This window comes from Nocardia sp. NPDC060220 (genome assembly GCF_042727815.1).
Classification (GTDB): domain Bacteria; phylum Actinomycetota; class Actinomycetes; order Mycobacteriales; family Mycobacteriaceae; genus Nocardia.
This window is the reverse complement of the sequence record NZ_JBHWZY010000050.1, coordinates 1-15,642: the sequence shown is the minus strand read 5'-3', so window position 1 is coordinate 15,642 and position 15,642 is coordinate 1. Positions and strand designations below refer to the sequence as shown.

The following is a 15,642-nucleotide window of genomic DNA, read 5'->3' as shown; positions in this document are numbered from 1 at the left end:
GCCAGGCGCCGACCAGCAGCACGATCACCGTGGTCAGCTTGCCGATGAAGTTGGAGAGCCCGACGTAGTCGCCCATCCCGCGGACCGCGGTGGTCGTCGCCTTCTGGTACGCCGAATCCTCGACGCCGAGGACCTCCTCGTTGCGATGTTCGCGCCGGAACGCCTGCACCGCCCGCATGCCGCTCATCGACTCGACGAACTGCACGACAACGCGCGAGATCGCCCCGCGCGTGCGCCGGTAGCCCGCGCGCTGACGCCGCTGCGCCCACCGGGTGACCAGCACCAGCGGCACGAACCCGATCAGCACGATCGAGGCGAGCAGCGGGTCGAGCCAGATCAGCAGGGCCGCGATGGTCACCACCGAGATCACCGCGCTCAGCGCCTGATTCAGCGCGCCTTCGAGCAGTTCCTGGAGTGCTTCGATATCGCTGGTGAGCCGGGTGACGACCTTGCCCGAGGTGTACTTCTCGTGAAACGACACGCTCAATCGCTGCGTGTGCCGGAACGCGCGCACCCGCAGGTCGAACAGCACCCGCTGACTCAGCGACCCGGAGGCCCGCAGGAAGGCGAACGTGGTGAGCCCCGACAGCAACGTCACCGCGACGAATCCGGCGACGGTCGCGATCATCGGCGTCCAATTGCCCTGGCGACCTTGGCTGATGCCGTGGTCGAGCCCGTAGGCGATGAACAGCGGCAGCGACACCTTGGCCGCGTTGTCGAGCAGGATCAGGACGAAGGTGAGAATCGCCTGCTTGCGGTAGGGCCGCACCAGATCGAGGAGCAATCGCCGGGATCGCCCGGCCAGCACCAGGTTTCCGGTCCCGGTGACGGCGTCGTCCTCCTTGGCGATACCGCGCCAGTCGGCCGCCAGATCGGACTTCTCCTCCGGCACTTCCTTTTCCGTCGTCACCGTCTCGGTGCTCATGCTTCACCTCCCATCAGTTCGCGGTAGTGGCTGCTCGTGCGCAGCAGTTTCTCGTGGCTGCCCTCGGCGACGATGCGTCCGTCGGCGAGCAGCGCGACGCGGTCGGCCAGCGCGGCAGTGGACGGCCGGTGCGCGACGAGCAGAGTGGTAGCGCCGGAGAGCACCGCCCGCAGCTGATCCTGCACGCGCTCTTCAGTTTCCACGTCCAGCGCCGACAGCGGGTCGTCGAGGACCATGATCCGGCCGTGGGCGGCGGTGTCGCCGGTGAGCACAGCTCTGGCCAGGGCCAGACGCTGACGCTGGCCGCCCGACAGACTCATGCCCTGCTCACCGATGCGGGTGTCGAGCCCCCACGGCAACGCGTCGACGAATTCGCTCGCCTGCGCGATATCGAGCGCCTGCCGCACGTCGACATCGGTGGCACGCGCGTCGCCCAGTGCCACGTTCTCGCGCACGCTGGCCGAGAACAGCACCGGTTCCTCGAAGGCCACCGTCACCACCCGGCGCAACTGCGCCAGGCGCAGCGTGGCGATGTCGACACCGTCGATGGTGATCCGGCCGCCGCTGACGTCGTAGAGCCGGGGAATCAGCTCGAGCAGCGCGGTCTTGCCGCTACCCGTCGCGCCGACGAGCGCGACCGTCTCCCCCGGCCGGATCCGCAGCGAGATCTCTTCCAGCACGGTGTGTTCCGGACCGCCCCCGGATCGCGGGTAGGCGAAGCGGACCCGGTCGATGACCAGTTCCCCGCGCAGCGGATCAGGTAGTTCCGCCGGGTGTGGCGGGTCGGTGATGTCGAGCGGGGTGTCGATGATCTCCCAGAATCGATCGGCCGCGGTGCGTGCCTCGAACAGCTCCGACAGCAGGAAGCCGAGCCAGATGATCGGCCACTGCAGGAACGTGGCCAGCGTGATGCTCGCGACCAGCGTGCCGATCGTCATCGAGCCGTGCACCACCGAGTAGCCACCCACCCCGAGCGACACCGCGATCGACACGGTCGGCAAGGTCACCAACGCCGCCCACAGCGTGGCGTCCAGGCGCACCTTCTCCATTTCCGTGCGCTGCAGCTCGCGCGAGAGCGCGGTGAAACGCGTCCCGAAGAAGCGGCCGCGCCCCAGCGCCTTGAGCACCCGCACGCCCTGCGCCGATTCCTGGGCGATGGTGGCCAGGTCGCCGGACTGGTCCTGCGAACGCCGCGAGGCCACCTCGAAGCGGCGGACGAAGCGCGCGCAGAACAGCGTCAGCGGCAGGGAGGTCACCGTGAAGATCAGTCCCACTTGCCAGTTCATCGCGAACAACACGATCAGCCCGGTGGGCATGATCACTCCGTTGACGATGAGGAACGGACCGGCGAACGCGACGAACCGGCGCAGCACCGACAGATCGTCGATGGCGCGCGAGAGTAGCTGACCCGACTGCCAGCCGTCGTGGCGGCCGATCGAGAGGGCCTGCAGTTGCGTGAAAAGCTTGGCGCGCATGGTGATTTCGAACATCGTCGAGGGCTTGGACACCAGCCATCGCCTGCCCCACATACCGAACGATTCGAGTGATCCGAGCAGGAAGATCAGCGCGACCGGCGCCAGCAGACCGACGAAATCGCGCCGCGCGATCGGCCCGTCGACCACCCGTGCGATGACGAGCGGAATCGCGATCGCGGTGCTCGCGGTAACAATCGCCAGCGCGTTGGCCAGCAGCAGCGGCGCCCGGTAGGGCCGGAGAAAGGGCAGAAATCGCCGCAGCGACCGCATTCCCCCACTCGACTGCGGCGACGGCCGCTCCGATCTGTCGGCCTCCGATTCGGCGGCCGCCAGCTCTGATGTGACAGACAAAACTCCCCCTTGATGTCCGGTCGGCTGGGTTGGTTTCCGGTACGGACGCCAGGTGATGTTCGCACTTGGGTCCGACAAGTTCGGCCCATCAAGAGTCCCAGAGCACCCCCACCCCCGGCCACCGATTTTCCTCGGCCCGAGCCCACCCGTCTACCCCCTGCCGAGCCACACGGCACCCGACGTCGGGAAGGATTCGTTCGCGGCCCGCACCTGTTCAGGGGACCGATACAATTCGCCCCAGGCGCGAGGGAACGGGTCGCTGAAGAGCGGACCACCCGGTGGCCGCTAACCCGAGCGCGCCGGCGCTCCGAAAAACACAGGAGTCTCGTTGTCGCGGATGGTCGGGTTGTTCGCCGGGATCGGCGGGCTCGAACTCGGTCTGAGCAGGCATGGTTGGGCGTCGGAGCTGCTGTGTGAGATCGATCCCGGTGCCCAGGGTGTCCTCGCGGCGCGGTTCCCCGACACCGACCTGCACGGCGACATCACCCGCCTGCGGTCGCTCCCCGCGGGCACGGAGCTGGTCGCGGCGGGTTTCCCGTGCCAGGACCTCTCACAAGCCGGGCGCACCGCGGGCATCACCGGTCGTCGATCCGGCCTGGTCGATGAGGGGTTTCGCCTCGTGCGCAGGCAGCGCGGGCCGCGGTGGCTGTTGATCGAGAATGTCCCGTTCATGCTGCAGCTGGGTCGCGGCGCGGCCATGCGCCACATCACCGCCGCGCTGGAGGAGCTCGGGTACGCCTGGGCCTATCGGGTCGTCGACGGTCGCGCGTTCGGCTTGCCGCAACGACGTCAGCGCGTGCTGATGCTGGCTTCGCGCACCGAGGACCCCCGCCAGGTGCTGTTCGGCGACGACGCCGGTCCCCTCGACTACGGCGATCCGGACTGCGATCCGTGCGGCTTCTACTGGACCGAGGGTGTGCGCGGCCTCGGCTGGGCGGTGAACGCGGTGCCGACCCTCAAGGGCGGTTCCGGTCTCGGCATCGCCAGTCCGCCCGCGGTCCGGTTGCCCGCGGGCGAGATCGTGACGCCGGGGATCGTCGACGGCGAACGATTACAGGGGTTCGACGCCGACTGGACCGCCCCCGCCCTCGATGTTCCCGGCGTGCGCCACGGTCATCGCTGGAAACTGGTGGGCAACGCGGTGAGCGTGCGGATGGCGAACTGGGTCGGCGAACGCCTGGCCGCGCCGTCGGACCCGCTGACCGTGGGAGAGCCGATAGCCGCGGGCCAGCCGTGGCCGAGCGCCGCCTGGGGACACGCGGGCGTCGTGCACCGCGTCCCCCTCTCGACCTGGCCGGTCCACGAGCCCTACGAGGACCTGAAGAACTTCCTCACCGAGCCCCGCCTGCTCTCTCCCCGCGCGACGGCGGGATTCCTGCGCCGCACCGAGATGGGAAGCCTGCGCTTCCCGCCCGGATTCCTCGACGACGTCCGGGATCATCTCGACCGCATGGGCGGCTGGGCGGCATGAGCGCGCGGCGGGCAGACAACCGGGAATCGCCCGACGAGTCCGCCGCCTCGTCGAGGTCATCCGCTGCGCGCAAGCTCGTCACCGACGCCGCCACAAGCGCGCGCATGTCCAAGCAGCGACGCGCTGATACCGCTCCCGAGCTGGCACTACGCCGCGAATTGCACCGGGCGGGCCTGCGCTATTTCGTCGACCGTCCGCCCATCAAAGGTCAGCGCCGCCGCGCGGATGTGGTGTTTCCACGACTGCGCATCGCCGTCTACGTCGACGGCTGTTTCTGGCATCGCTGCCCTGACCACGCGACCGATCCGAAGAACAACGCGCAGTGGTGGGCCGACAAGCTGGCAGGCAATGTCGCCCGCGATCGCGCCACCGACATCGCGTTGACAGCGGCGGGCTGGGCGGTCATCCGGGTGTGGGAGCACGAAGATCCGCAGGCGGCGGCCGAGCGGATCACCGCACTGGTGAAACGCTCCAAACCTGACCCGTGATTATCGAGTTCTTCAGCGACGACGCGGACTGCGTTCGGCGCGAACCCGCACCCGTGCGCGCGACGAATCCGCCGCGACGAATCCGGACACGGCCAGCGCGAGGATCGTGGCAAAACCTGCCAGCGCGATCATGTAGCTCATCGAGGACCTCTCCGTTGGTTACCAAACACCCTGCACGGCGAACCTGACAGCAACCTGTGCGTGCCTGTGATGCCACGATGAAACCACGTCCTCGCTTTCGACGCGCCTGATCCGGGCGGTGGCGGCCGGACACGCACAATGGTCGGTGTGACCGAATTCGCACGGCACACCCGTGGCTACTCGTTGCTGATCGCGCTCGCGATCGCGATCGCGGGCCTGTGCTACTCGTCCTGGCTGCTGGAATTCGCGCTGCCGATCGACACCGACCCGGTCAACGACTTCCTCAGCGAACTCGACGCCGAGGGCAAGCCCTACCGTGAGGTGTTCGGCACCGCCGACACCGTGGTCGGCCTGTTGCTGATCCCCGCGGCGCTGGGTGGACTGCTCGTTTTCCGGCGCCGCCGGCTGACCACGATCGGCTGGACAGCGCTGTTGTGTTTCGGCGCGTCCACCATCGCCGACGCCCTGCTCCCGCTCCACGACTGCGCCCCGGGAGACAGCGCGTGCGGCGGCGACAGCGGACTGTTTCCGCAACTGCATCAACCGCACGCGCTCACGAGCACACTGGCCGTCACCTCGATCGCGGTGGCGGCGTTCGCCTTCAGCGCCGCCGCCTACCGCTACCACCGCTGGCGGATCCTGCGGGAATTCGGTGTCGCCGTACTGGTTCTCGGATCGGCGGCGACCATCTGGATGATGGTCGCCGACAACCTGTCCGGCTCCTACGCGCTCGGCATAGCCCAGCGAATCCAGGTCGGAACCATGTCGCTGTGGTTACTCGCCCTGGCCACCGCGGTACTCGTCGAAGCCCGCGAGTGGACTACTTGACGGTGATCTTCACCGTGTAGCCGTCGATCTTCGCCGGCAGCTTGGTCGTGTCCACCGCGAGCACCTCACCGGTGTCCTGCGCACCGTTGGGCAGCGTCTTGGGCTTCAGCCCGAACGGGGGCTGTTCACCCTGACTGGCGGCCAGGCCGAAGTCGCTGTCGTTGGCGATGTAGATGGTCTTGCCGCCGTCGAGCGTGGCGATGCCCTCGATCTTGTCGTGACCGAAGAACCTGCCCTTCTCGTCGAGTGCGGCGACCAGCGCGGAGAGGTCGAGGTTGCTCTTCTTCGCGACCGGGGTGACACCCGCCTTGGTCATCGCGGCGACGGCTTCGGTGGTCGGGGTGACCCCGATCAGCGTCTCCAGGGGCTTGCCGTCGATCAGCAGGCCGCCCTTCTCGGCGTCGTAAGTCGCGCCCGGCACGGCGGACTGCGGGCCGACATCGGTCGCGCCCGCGATGTCGATGGTCCAGATCTTCTTGTCCGACTTGGGCGCGAGGTTGCCGTCACGCTCGTCGACCAGGAACGTGGTGGCGCTCAGCGCGGTGATCTCCGAGACCGCGACCTTCGACTGCTTCGGGTTTTCCAGCGGGTACAGGAATTCCTTCTGCGCCTTGGTCTTCAGATCGACGGTCACGATCCGCGCGAACGGCACCTCCTTGGCCGAGCCGCTCAGTCCGGGGGTGTTGAGCGCGCTCTGCACCATGCCGACCAGGGTGCTGCCGTCGGGAGTGATGGTCAGCCCCTCCATGCCCTGGTTGGGTGTGCGCAGCGCGATCTCCTTCGGCAGGCCGCTGCCGGGCGCGAGCCGCTCGATCTCGGTGCCCGTGGCATCGAAATGCACCAGGAACGGACCGTATTCGTCGGAGATCCAGAAGGTGCCGTCGGCCAGTGCGACGAGGCCTTCGGGATCGATGCCGTGATCGGTGGGCGGCAGGACATTGCCCTGGAGGTCCTTGATGGTCTCGCCGGTGCTGGCCGAGGTGTCGACCTGCCCGTTGAACGGCACACCCGACTTACTCCGCAGCTCGATGCTCGACTGCAGCACGGCCTTGGTGTCGACCAGCTTGAACCGGCCGATCTTGGGCACGAAATTCGGTGTGGGCGAGAGCTTCTCGTTCTTCGCCGGACCGTCGACGTTCGGGCCGCGGTCGGTGAGCCCATAGAACTCGTCGGTGCTACCGGGCACCGCGGTCCAGGCCGAGCCGAACCCACTGCCCTGCACCGTGGTGCCACCGAACTCGCCGAGCACCGGAATATCGGTCGTGTAGAGGCGAACCGCGTCGGTGGTGGTGACGGTGAACTGGTCGAGACCGGTGTAGCCGGCGCTCGGGGTGTAGACGTAGGCGCCGTCGGCCCGGCGGGTGACATTGCCGTGCTCGGGCTCGAGGCTGACCCCCAGCACCGCGCTGGTACCCGCCTTGGCGACCAGGTCGTCGAGCGAGATCACCAGCGGCTGGTCCTTGCCGGCGGTGAAGCCGGCCGCGGAGTCCGGCGACGAGCAGCCCGCCACCACGGCGGCGGCGCACAACGCGGCGGTGAGAGGGAAAAGACGAAGGCCTGGACGCGCGTTCATTTGCCATGCATACCGTCGCGATCCGACCACGAGACGACCGGGAAATGAATTGTCCTCCACCACGCGGTGGACCATTCTGGCAACCATGACCACAACTCGGGTGAACATTTCCTCAGCCTCCGATTTCGAAGATGTCGTCGGGTATTCGCGAGCGGTACGGGTCGGCGACCAGGTAGTCGTCAGCGGTACCACCGCCGCTGTCGCCGGTGGTGGCGCTGTCGGCGGCGACGATATCGGCGCCCAGACCCGTGAGGTCCTGGCTCGCATCGCCGCCGCGCTGGAGCAGGCCGGGGCAAGCGTGCGCGACGTGGTGCGCACGCGCATGTTCGTCACCGATATCGCCCGCTGGCCCGAGGTCGCGGCCGCCCATGCCGAAGTGTTCGGCACGATCCGCCCCGCGGCCTCCATGTATGAGGTCACCGCGCTGATCGCCCCTGACCTGCTGGTGGAGATCGAGGCCGACGCGATCATCGCTAGCTGAATCGTCACACGGAGCCGCTCCGGCGATCCGGCGTCGACGGCCGATCATCCCCAGTTGTCCACAGGTTCGGAGTTGTCCACAGAGCAGGTTCGACGCCGTCGTTCTCGCGTCCGCGGCGACGGCGGCGCACTACCCTCGAATCCGTGACCAGCGAAACGGCTACTCCCACCGACCTGCTCGATCAGGTCGCCGCCTCCACCGCGCGCTTCGACGCCGCCATCGGCACCCTCACCGATCCGGCGTTGGCCGAACCGTCCCTGTTACCGGGGTGGACGCGCGGTCACGTGCTGGCGCACATGGCACGCAATGCCGACAGCCTGTTGAACCTGCTGCTGTGGGCCCGCACCGGCATCGAGATGCCGCAGTACCCGAGCGTCGCCATTCGTGATGCCGATATCGAGGCAGGCGCACCCCGACCGCTGACCGTGCAACACGCGGACTTCACCGCCACCGCGCACCGCTGGCAGGCCGTCGCCACCACCATGCCCGCCGCCGACTGGCAGGTCGAGGTCCGCAACCGCCAGGGCGGCACCCTCACCGCCGACCAGATCCCCTGGATGCGCCTGCGCGAGACCGAAATCCACCACGTGGACCTCGACGTCGGCTACACCGCCGCCGATTGGCCGGCCCCCTTCGTCGCACGGCTTCTCCCCGAGACCATCGCGGACCTCTCCGCCAAGCTCCTTCCCGAAGCCACCCCCACGTTCGACATCCAGTCCACCGACACAGATTTCATCGCCACCGTCGGCCCTGGCCGTCCCCACCACACCGTCCTCGGCCCCGCCACCGCCCTCCTCGGCTGGCTCGTCGGCCGTACCTCAGGTAGCGACCTGACCGGCCCCTTACCGCCGCTCCCGGCTTGGAAGTAGTCCCGACAGGGAAACCTCGCGACCTACGAAAGAATCTTCGCTCCAGCACAGTTCGGAGGTTCCGCGTGGTCAGCGAATGCCGATTTTCGGGTCGGTGAAGCGGTTGGTGAAGATCTCGCCCGCTGTCAGCGCCGGTGGGATCGCCGCACCGCCTGCCACCAGGATCGGCCGCAGGTCCTCGAGGTTGCGCTGGGTTCGAGCCTGCTCGTAGGTGCCGAAGGAGCCGTCGGCCTCGTTGGCCAACAGGCCGAGCTCGACGAGCTGCTTCGCGGCGAACTCCGCCTCACCTGCCGGATAGGGAGTGAATGCCGGTGTGCGAGACACGATATCGACGACCTTGGCATTGGCGTCGGCTGGTGCGGAGCCGAAGTCGGCGCCGGCCTGCTGCACGATCGGTACCAACTTGGCCAGACACGGTGCCAGTCCGTCGACTGTGTCGGCGCGCACGGTGAGATTCGAGGCATAGGTGTCGAAGCCGGAGTTCTTGATCAGGTCGTAGGCCACCGGCTTGTTCCAGGCACGGGCCTCGTGCTCGTAGACGTACGGTTCCGCGCTGGCGAAACCCTGCTGGGCGATCGTCGGGTCGGCGACGAAGCGCGCCGGGGCGCCGTCGTATCCGGTATCGATCTGCGACTGTTTCAGCAGGCCCTTGGCCACCAGCCACTGCGGAAAGATCTGCTCCTTCGACACCACAACGGGCGCGTTCGAGCGGCCGATGTCGGCGATCGAACGCCAGTCCGGGTGACTCGCCGGATCCCACATCAGAATGGACGGGCTGTACTTCAGCAGCGGCGTGACAGCGACGACAGACTTGGCGGCACTCGCCGCGATCACCTGCTCGCCGTGCACCACCCCGAGCGTGACGGTGTCGTCGACGTACATGCGCGAGGGGACGGACTGGAAACCGATCGCGGGCCCACCCGCGCGCAGCTGCAACCGCACACCGGTGTCCTTACCGCCTGCCACCAGCGGCCCTTCGACCGACTTGGTCTCCCCGTCCACGCGGTACCCGGGCCCGAGCAGCTGGAACAACCCGCCCTGATCGGATTGCGGCTGCCACTGCAGCTGGATGGTGACCGTGTCCGGGCACACCCCGCGCAGTGTCTGCGCGGGCGCCGCGGGTTCGAGCGCGACAGCGGCGCCACCCTGATCCGGGGAATCGGTGCCGCAACCGGCGACGGCGAGCAGCGCCGCCAACAGCACTGCTCCCGAGGTCGCGGCGCGCCTGCGGTGTCGGTGGTTCTGCATGTCGTCCTCCTCGTCGTCGCGCCCTTCTGCGCGACGACTACATGCAACTTGCGGTCGATTTCCGGACCGTTACGTACTCACTACATGTCTGCTCTTCCATCAGTTCTGTAATGCGGAGGCAATACATGCAATAGACCCTGAAGAGATGACGTCCCCGTTCACCGTCCCCACCATCGACATCACTCCCTTTCTGACCGGCACCGACGATGCCGGTCGCGCGGCGGTCGCCGCCGAAATCGACACCGCTTGCCGCGAGGTCGGCTTCATGCAGATCGTCGGCCATGCCATCCCCGACGAGGTACTCGCCGGACTCACCGACGCGCTCGACGAGTTCTTCGCACTGCCACTCGACATCAAGAAGCGCTACCGGCGCTCGACCTCGGAGAACCGTGGCTACTCGCCGCCGAGGTCGGAATCGCTGAGCCTGAGTCTGGGACTGCCCACGGCGAATCAGATGAACGACTTCTACGAGGCGTTCATCGTCGGCACCCAGTCCACCGACTTCCCCGGCCTCGACCTACCCGCGTCGTCGTATGCCGCCAATAACTGGCCCGAAGCCGCGCCGGGCTTCCGTCCCGCGATCGACACCTACTTCGCCCACGCACAGCGGCTGTCGCGAATCCTGTTGCGCGCCTTCACCGCAGCCCTGCGGCTACCCGCCGACTACTTCGACACCCTCACCGACCATTCCATCGACGCGCTGAAGATGAACAACTACGCCCTGCCAGAAGGCGAACTGCGTCTCGACGGCGACATGACCGGCATGGGCGCACACACCGACTTCGGCATCCTCACCATCCTGTGGGCCGACCGCGTCCCCGGTCTGCAGGTGCTCGACAAACACGGCCACTGGCACAACGTGCAGCCCGCGGAAGGCGCCCTACTGATCAACCTCGGCGACGCGATGGCCCGCTGGACCAACGACCGCTGGATGTCCACCCTCCACCGTGTCGATCCGCCGATCATCGACGGCCACATCCGCCGCCGACGCTCCGCCGCCTTCTTCTTCGACGGCAACCACGACGCGGTGATCCAAGCCCTCCCCGGCACCCTCGCCCCCGGCGAACAGGGCTACCCCCCGATCACCGTCGCCGACAACATCAACGCGAAAGTCGCCGGCCTCAAAGGAATAGCCACCCCCGCACCGACCGCCCGCGAAACCGCCAGAGTCCTGGCAGCGACCAGCCCGGATTGACCAGACCCTCACACGAAAAAAACGACCCCGTATCCACAGATACGGGGTCGATTTCGGTGCGCCCGAAGGGATTCGAACCCCTAACCTCTTGATCCGTAGTCAAGTGCTCTATCCGTTGAGCTACGGGCGCATGGTGGTGCATCTTCAGTTGTTACCCAGCAAGCTGGGTGTGGCGGAGGCGAGAGGATTTGAACCTCCGGTCCCCGTGAAGGGACAACTCATTAGCAGTGAGTCCCATTCGGCCGCTCTGGCACGCCTCCTGGAGCCTTCTCTTTCGAGGGCACCGGTCCTTGTCGAACCGCCGGGAATGAAGATTACACGAGCAGTGGTAGTAGTCCAAAACGCCTGGTCAATCAGCGTAAGTTGCTGTCGAACCAGTCGTAGATACGAGTCTGGGAGTCGATGCGAATGGCGGTGGCCGCCTCGTCTTCGGGATCGGGTCGGTCGACACGGTGACTCAGGCCCGGATAAGTGATTGTGAGACTGGCCACATCCGCCTTCGCGGTGGCCTCACGGAGGCGGTCGACCGCCTCGGGTGGGGTGGCCGGGTCGTCCGCGCCGAAGATCCCGAGCCAAGGGGCCTGGAGGTCGGCGGCGATGTCGATCAGGGCCGCGTTCTGGTCGGGAAGCGGTTCGGAGATGCCGGGGGCGGCCACGCTCACCGCGGCGCCGATCGGGCGGGTGGCGGCGACGAGGAAGGCCGCGGTGCCCGCGCTGTCGAAGCCGAGAACGCCGATCGTGTCAGGGAAGACGCCGCGGCCGGTGAGCCAGTCGAAACCGGCGTCGAAGTCGTCGAAGAGTTCGTCACCGAACACCTCGTGACGCTGCGCGTCGGCGATGCGGTCGAACAGATGCGGCGCGACGACGATCCAGCCCTCGAACGACAGCGCCCGCATCAGATCGAGTAGCTGGGGGGAGAACTCGCGGGATTCGTGCAGGACAACGATGCCACCGCGGGCCACCCGTTCGGGCTCCACGACGGTGATCGGCACGGCAGTGCGCCGCGCGACGGCGGCCGTGTCGGCATCCACCGGCCGCAGGGGGGCGACGTCGTCGTAAGTGCCCGGCATAAACCCAGCGTAGGCGGCAGAACTGCACTTGGGTAGGTCTGGACGGCCGTGCCGCATGTCGCGGCAGCCGATCATCGTAGGGTGGAGGCGTGACCGCGCACATCCGCCCCGACCTCGCCACCATCCCGGCCTACGTTCCCGGCCGTAACCACCCGGATGCGGTGAAGCTCGCGTCCAACGAGACGACCTTCGGTCCGTTGCCGAGCGCGGCCAAGGCGATCGCGGAGTCCGCCGAGCTGGCCAACCGCTATCCGGACAATCAGGTCAGCGAGCTGCGGGCGGCGCTCGCCGAGTTCCTCGAGGTCACCGTGGCGAATGTCGCGGTCGGCTGCGGCAGCGTGGCGCTGTGCCAGGAACTCGTGCAGATCACCTGCGACGCCCCCGCCGACGAGGTGGTGTTCGCGTGGCGTTCGTTCGAGGCGTACCCGATCGTCACGCAGGTGGGCAACGCGACCGCGGTGCGGGTACCGCTGACCGAGGATCACCTGCACGATCTGGACGCGATGGCCGACGCGGTCACCGAGCACACCAAGCTGATCTTCGTGTGCAACCCGAACAACCCCAGCGGCACCGCGCACGGGCGCGCCGAGCTGGAGCGGTTCCTCGACCGGGTGCCCGCGCACGTTCTCGTCGTGCTCGACGAGGCCTACTACGAGTACCTGCGGCTGACGCCCGAGACCCGCCCCGACGGCGTCGAGATCGGCCGCACCCGGCCGAATGTGGTTGTGCTGCGCACATTCTCGAAGGCCTACGGTCTGGCCGGACTGCGCGTCGGCTACGCGGTGGGCGATCCCGAGGTGATCGCAGCGCTGCTGAAGGTCCACATTCCGTTCAGCGTGAACCGGATCGCGCAGGCAGCCGCGATCGCCTCGTTGCAGGCGCGTGGCGAACTGCTCGATCGCACCGATGTGCTGGTGGCGCAACGGCATCAGCTGCGCGAGGCGCTACTGGCCGCGGGCTACGAGGTGCCGCCGAGCGAGGCCAATTTCGTCTGGTTGCCGTTGCGCGAGCGCAGTATCGAGTTCGCCGAGGCGAGTGCCCTTGCGGGCGTACTGGTTCGGCCGTTCGCCGGTGACGGTGTGCGGGTGACGGTCGGCGATCCGCACGAGAACGAGCAGTTCCTCAGCTTCGCCACCGCACCCGAAACGGCGGCCCGATTCCGTTAGTCCGGCGCACGGTCAGCAACCCTTGACGCGGGTTGCCGTGGGATTACCGCGAATTCGAGCACACCGCCAGCACACCGGTCGTAGGCTTGCCGAAGCTGATTTCGGGTCGACCGATCACCCGGTCGGCGCGCCACCGGTCGAGTGAATGTGTTCTCGGCGGGCAATCTTCCCGCGTCGGAGGGTGCACCCGCACGGCCCCGCACCCTGCTGCCCGACCGGAGATATACCGTGAACCAAGGCTCTCGCCCTGCCGTCTGCGAAAAATCAACCCCCACAGTGACTTTGGCGCCCGATGTCGATGTCGCCGTGCCGCCGCCGATCGAGCTGGATCGTCGCCTGCGCGACTGCGACGAGTTCTTCCGCTACCCCGAACTCGGGCACCTGCCCACCCAGCGTCGCCTCGGCGCACTCGCCGAATTGCGCGATACCGGCACGTATACCCAGACCGCCGAGGAGATCTTGATCGGCGCGAAACTGGCGTGGCGCAACCACGCTCGCTGTGTCGGCCGCAAACATTGGCGATCACTGAAGCTACTCGACGCCCGCCGAGTTACTTCCGCGCGGGAACTTTCCGAAGTGTGCTGGCAACATCTGCGCCTGGCCACCAACGGCGGCGCGATTCAGTCGATGATCACGGTCGGCCCGGCGGCCGAACCCGGCGGCGGCGAGTACCGGATCGAGAGCTCGCAGCTGATCCGCTATGCCGGCTACCGCAACGGCGACGGCACCGTCACCGGCGATCCGGCCAATATCGCGGCCACCGAACAGGCGCTGGAGCTGGGCTGGCGCGGGGCGCGTACGCCGTTCGACGTGCTGCCGGTGCTGATCACCACACCCACCGAGGACGTGCAGTATTTCGACGTTCCGCGCGAATTGGTCCGCGAGGTCGACCTGATCCACCCCGACTACCCGTGGTTCGCCGCACTCGGCCTGAAATGGCACGCGCTGCCCGCCGTTTCGAACATGGATCTGGAGGTGGGCGGTGTTTGCTACCCCTTCGCTCCCTTCAACGGCTGGTACGTCGGCACCGAGATCGGCGCGCGCAACCTCAGCGACACCGATCGCTACAACATGCTGCCGCTGATCGCCGACATGATGGGTCTCGACACCTCGTCGGTGCGGACGCTGTGGCGGGACAAGGCGCTGATCGAGCTCAATCATGCTGTGCTGCACAGCTTTCGCACATCCGGCGTGCACATGGTCGACCACCACACCGTGGCCAAGCAGTTCTGCGATCACGTCCAGCGCGAGGAAGCCGCCGGACGCGCGTGCCCGACCGACTGGAGTTGGGTCAATCCACCCATCTCGTCCGGGCTGACGCCCACCTTCCACCGCTACTACGACGCGCCCGACCTGGACGTTCGACCGAATTTCGTCCGCCGAGACTGAGCTACGGCGGGCTGTTTGACTCGTGACCGACCGGGTATTTGCTGTGACGTAGCCGAATCCGGTCGTGCCGGACGCTACGCCCGATTGATCATCCAACAACCCCCAGCGGAGCCGGCGAACGAGCCCAACATGCCCGCGACCGGCCTCCGTACCAGGTAGGAGGGATCCTCATGAGCAAATCGACCCTGGAATCGCTGATCGGCACCACCGCCTACGACGAACGCGGCGACAAGATCGGCAAGGTCAAGCAGATCTACCTCGACAACCAGTCCGGAGCGCCCACCTGGGTTGCCGTCTCGACCGGCTTCTTCAGCCACGACTCGCTGGTTCCGCTGGCCGGCGCCGAACATCTGCCCGACGACGACTCGCTCCGACTGCACGTGAACAAGGAGCTTGTGAAAACGGCGCCTTACCACGACGGGTCCCGGATCAGCGCACAATCGGAACAGGAACTGTTCGAGCACTACCACGTCGATCCACGGGCTTCGGGCTGGAATGCCGAAGGGCGCCCGCGGATCCGACCCGAAGACGACCTGCCGATGACCCATGGCAACCAGTCGCGGACCGTGACCGGCCAGTCCGACACCGCTCGCTACGGTGACGACTCGATGGTGCGCTCGGAAGAGCAGTTGCGCATCGACACCGAGAGCGAAGAGGTCGGCACCGCACGGTTGCACAAGTCGGTGGTCACCGAGGAGCAGACCTTCAAGGTGCCCGTGACGCACGAGGAAGTGCACGTCGAACGCGAGCCGATCACCGACCGCACCGGGCGCACGACCATCGGCGAGGAGGACCGCGAGGTCACCCTGCACGCCGACCAGGTGCACGTCGAGAAGGAAGCCGTCCCGGTGGAGCGTGTACGGCTGGCGGTCGACGAGATCGACGACGAGAAGACGGTCTCCGAAACGGTCCGCAAGGAACGCGTGGAAGCCGAAGGGATCGACGACCGCCGCCAGGAACCCTGACTCCGCG

The 15,642-nt window shown here is 67.3% G+C and carries 15 protein-coding genes and 2 tRNA genes; 9 read left to right on the top strand and 8 right to left on the bottom strand.

Translation table 11 applies throughout. The features are described from left to right. Both ACFWF3_RS04375 and ACFWF3_RS04370 read right to left on the bottom strand, forming a co-directional pair. Window positions 1–925: ABC transporter ATP-binding protein (locus ACFWF3_RS04375; RefSeq protein ID WP_379312403.1), on the bottom strand; the 925-nt coding region annotated here is incomplete at its 3' end. Then, window positions 922–2,670 carry an ABC transporter ATP-binding protein gene (locus tag ACFWF3_RS04370; protein ID WP_379312402.1) on the bottom strand — a complete coding sequence of 583 codons (1,749 nt, stop codon included), beginning with the start codon at window positions 2,668–2,670 and terminating at the stop codon, window positions 922–924. The genes ACFWF3_RS04375 and ACFWF3_RS04370, both read right to left, overlap by 4 nt. A 418-nt stretch (window positions 2,671–3,088) precedes the next feature. On the opposite strand from ACFWF3_RS04370, the gene ACFWF3_RS04365 reads away from it, so the two are divergent. Then, on the top strand, window positions 3,089–4,222 hold the full coding sequence (locus ACFWF3_RS04365) for a DNA cytosine methyltransferase (protein WP_379312404.1): 1,134 nt from the start codon (window positions 3,089–3,091) through the stop codon (window positions 4,220–4,222). Further along, entirely contained in the window at window positions 4,219–4,710 is a 492-nt protein-coding gene (locus tag ACFWF3_RS04360; RefSeq protein WP_379312401.1) for a very short patch repair endonuclease, read from the top strand. The genes ACFWF3_RS04365 and ACFWF3_RS04360 overlap by 4 nt, the downstream gene beginning before the upstream one ends. Before the next feature lie 12 nt (window positions 4,711–4,722). Here the strand turns inward: ACFWF3_RS04360 and ACFWF3_RS04355 are convergent, their stop codons facing one another. Beyond that, window positions 4,723–4,851 (bottom strand): hypothetical protein, encoded by a 129-nt coding sequence (locus ACFWF3_RS04355; protein WP_378994478.1) that lies wholly within the window; start codon window positions 4,849–4,851, stop codon window positions 4,723–4,725. 147 nt (window positions 4,852–4,998) lie between these two features. On the opposite strand from ACFWF3_RS04355, the gene ACFWF3_RS04350 reads away from it, so the two are divergent. Further along, window positions 4,999–5,679 carry a DUF998 domain-containing protein gene (locus ACFWF3_RS04350; protein WP_378994480.1) on the top strand — a complete coding sequence of 227 codons (681 nt, stop codon included), beginning with the start codon at window positions 4,999–5,001 and terminating at the stop codon, window positions 5,677–5,679. On the opposite strand, the gene ACFWF3_RS04345 is transcribed toward ACFWF3_RS04350, so the two are convergent. Beyond that, window positions 5,672–7,252: an esterase-like activity of phytase family protein gene (locus ACFWF3_RS04345; protein WP_379312400.1), complete on the bottom strand. Its 1,581-nt coding sequence runs from the start codon at window positions 7,250–7,252 to the stop codon at window positions 5,672–5,674. The genes ACFWF3_RS04350 and ACFWF3_RS04345 overlap by 8 nt on opposite strands. 85 nt (window positions 7,253–7,337) lie before the next feature. Between ACFWF3_RS04345 and ACFWF3_RS04340 the strand changes: the two genes are divergently transcribed. Both ACFWF3_RS04340 and ACFWF3_RS04335 read left to right on the top strand, forming a co-directional pair. Then, window positions 7,338–7,733, top strand: a complete 396-nt coding sequence (locus ACFWF3_RS04340; protein WP_379312399.1) for a Rid family hydrolase — start codon at window positions 7,338–7,340, stop codon at window positions 7,731–7,733. A gap of 143 nt (window positions 7,734–7,876) precedes the next feature. Then, window positions 7,877–8,602, top strand: a complete 726-nt coding sequence (locus tag ACFWF3_RS04335; protein ID WP_379312398.1) for a maleylpyruvate isomerase family mycothiol-dependent enzyme — start codon at window positions 7,877–7,879, stop codon at window positions 8,600–8,602. 69 nt (window positions 8,603–8,671) lie between these two features. Here ACFWF3_RS04335 and ACFWF3_RS04330 read toward each other — a convergent pair whose 3' ends face one another. Further along, window positions 8,672–9,850: a nitrate ABC transporter substrate-binding protein gene (locus tag ACFWF3_RS04330; RefSeq protein ID WP_379312397.1), complete on the bottom strand. Its 1,179-nt coding sequence runs from the start codon at window positions 9,848–9,850 to the stop codon at window positions 8,672–8,674. Between the two features lie 145 nt (window positions 9,851–9,995). Here ACFWF3_RS04330 and ACFWF3_RS04325 point away from each other — a divergent pair, with 145 nt between their 5' ends. Continuing rightward, a complete protein-coding gene (locus ACFWF3_RS04325; RefSeq protein ID WP_379312396.1) occupies window positions 9,996–11,045 on the top strand; it encodes an isopenicillin N synthase family dioxygenase in 1,050 nt (349 codons plus the stop codon). 57 nt (window positions 11,046–11,102) lie between these two features. Here the strand turns inward: ACFWF3_RS04325 and ACFWF3_RS04320 are convergent. The 3 genes from ACFWF3_RS04320 to ACFWF3_RS04310 all read right to left on the bottom strand — a co-directional run bounded on the left by ACFWF3_RS04320 (window position 11,103) and on the right by ACFWF3_RS04310 (window position 12,115). Continuing rightward, window positions 11,103–11,175: transfer RNA gene (locus ACFWF3_RS04320), tRNA-Arg, on the bottom strand. A gap of 40 nt (window positions 11,176–11,215) precedes the next feature. Next, a tRNA-Ser gene (locus ACFWF3_RS04315) sits at window positions 11,216–11,305 on the bottom strand. A gap of 93 nt (window positions 11,306–11,398) precedes the next feature. Further along, a complete protein-coding gene (locus tag ACFWF3_RS04310) occupies window positions 11,399–12,115 on the bottom strand; it encodes a dienelactone hydrolase family protein (protein ID WP_379312395.1) in 717 nt (238 codons plus the stop codon). An 89-nt stretch (window positions 12,116–12,204) separates the two neighbouring features. Between ACFWF3_RS04310 and hisC the strand changes: the two genes are divergently transcribed. From hisC to ACFWF3_RS04295, 3 genes are all read left to right on the top strand, one after another. Further along, window positions 12,205–13,281 (top strand): histidinol-phosphate transaminase, encoded by a 1,077-nt coding sequence (hisC, locus tag ACFWF3_RS04305; RefSeq protein ID WP_379312394.1) that lies wholly within the window; start codon window positions 12,205–12,207, stop codon window positions 13,279–13,281. A 276-nt stretch (window positions 13,282–13,557) separates the two neighbouring features. Further along, window positions 13,558–14,670, top strand: a complete 1,113-nt coding sequence (locus ACFWF3_RS04300) for a nitric oxide synthase oxygenase (RefSeq protein ID WP_379312393.1) — start codon at window positions 13,558–13,560, stop codon at window positions 14,668–14,670. 170 nt (window positions 14,671–14,840) lie between these two features. Continuing rightward, window positions 14,841–15,635: a DUF2382 domain-containing protein gene (locus tag ACFWF3_RS04295; RefSeq protein WP_379312392.1), complete on the top strand. Its 795-nt coding sequence runs from the start codon at window positions 14,841–14,843 to the stop codon at window positions 15,633–15,635. Window positions 15,636–15,642: the final 7 nt, after the last annotated feature.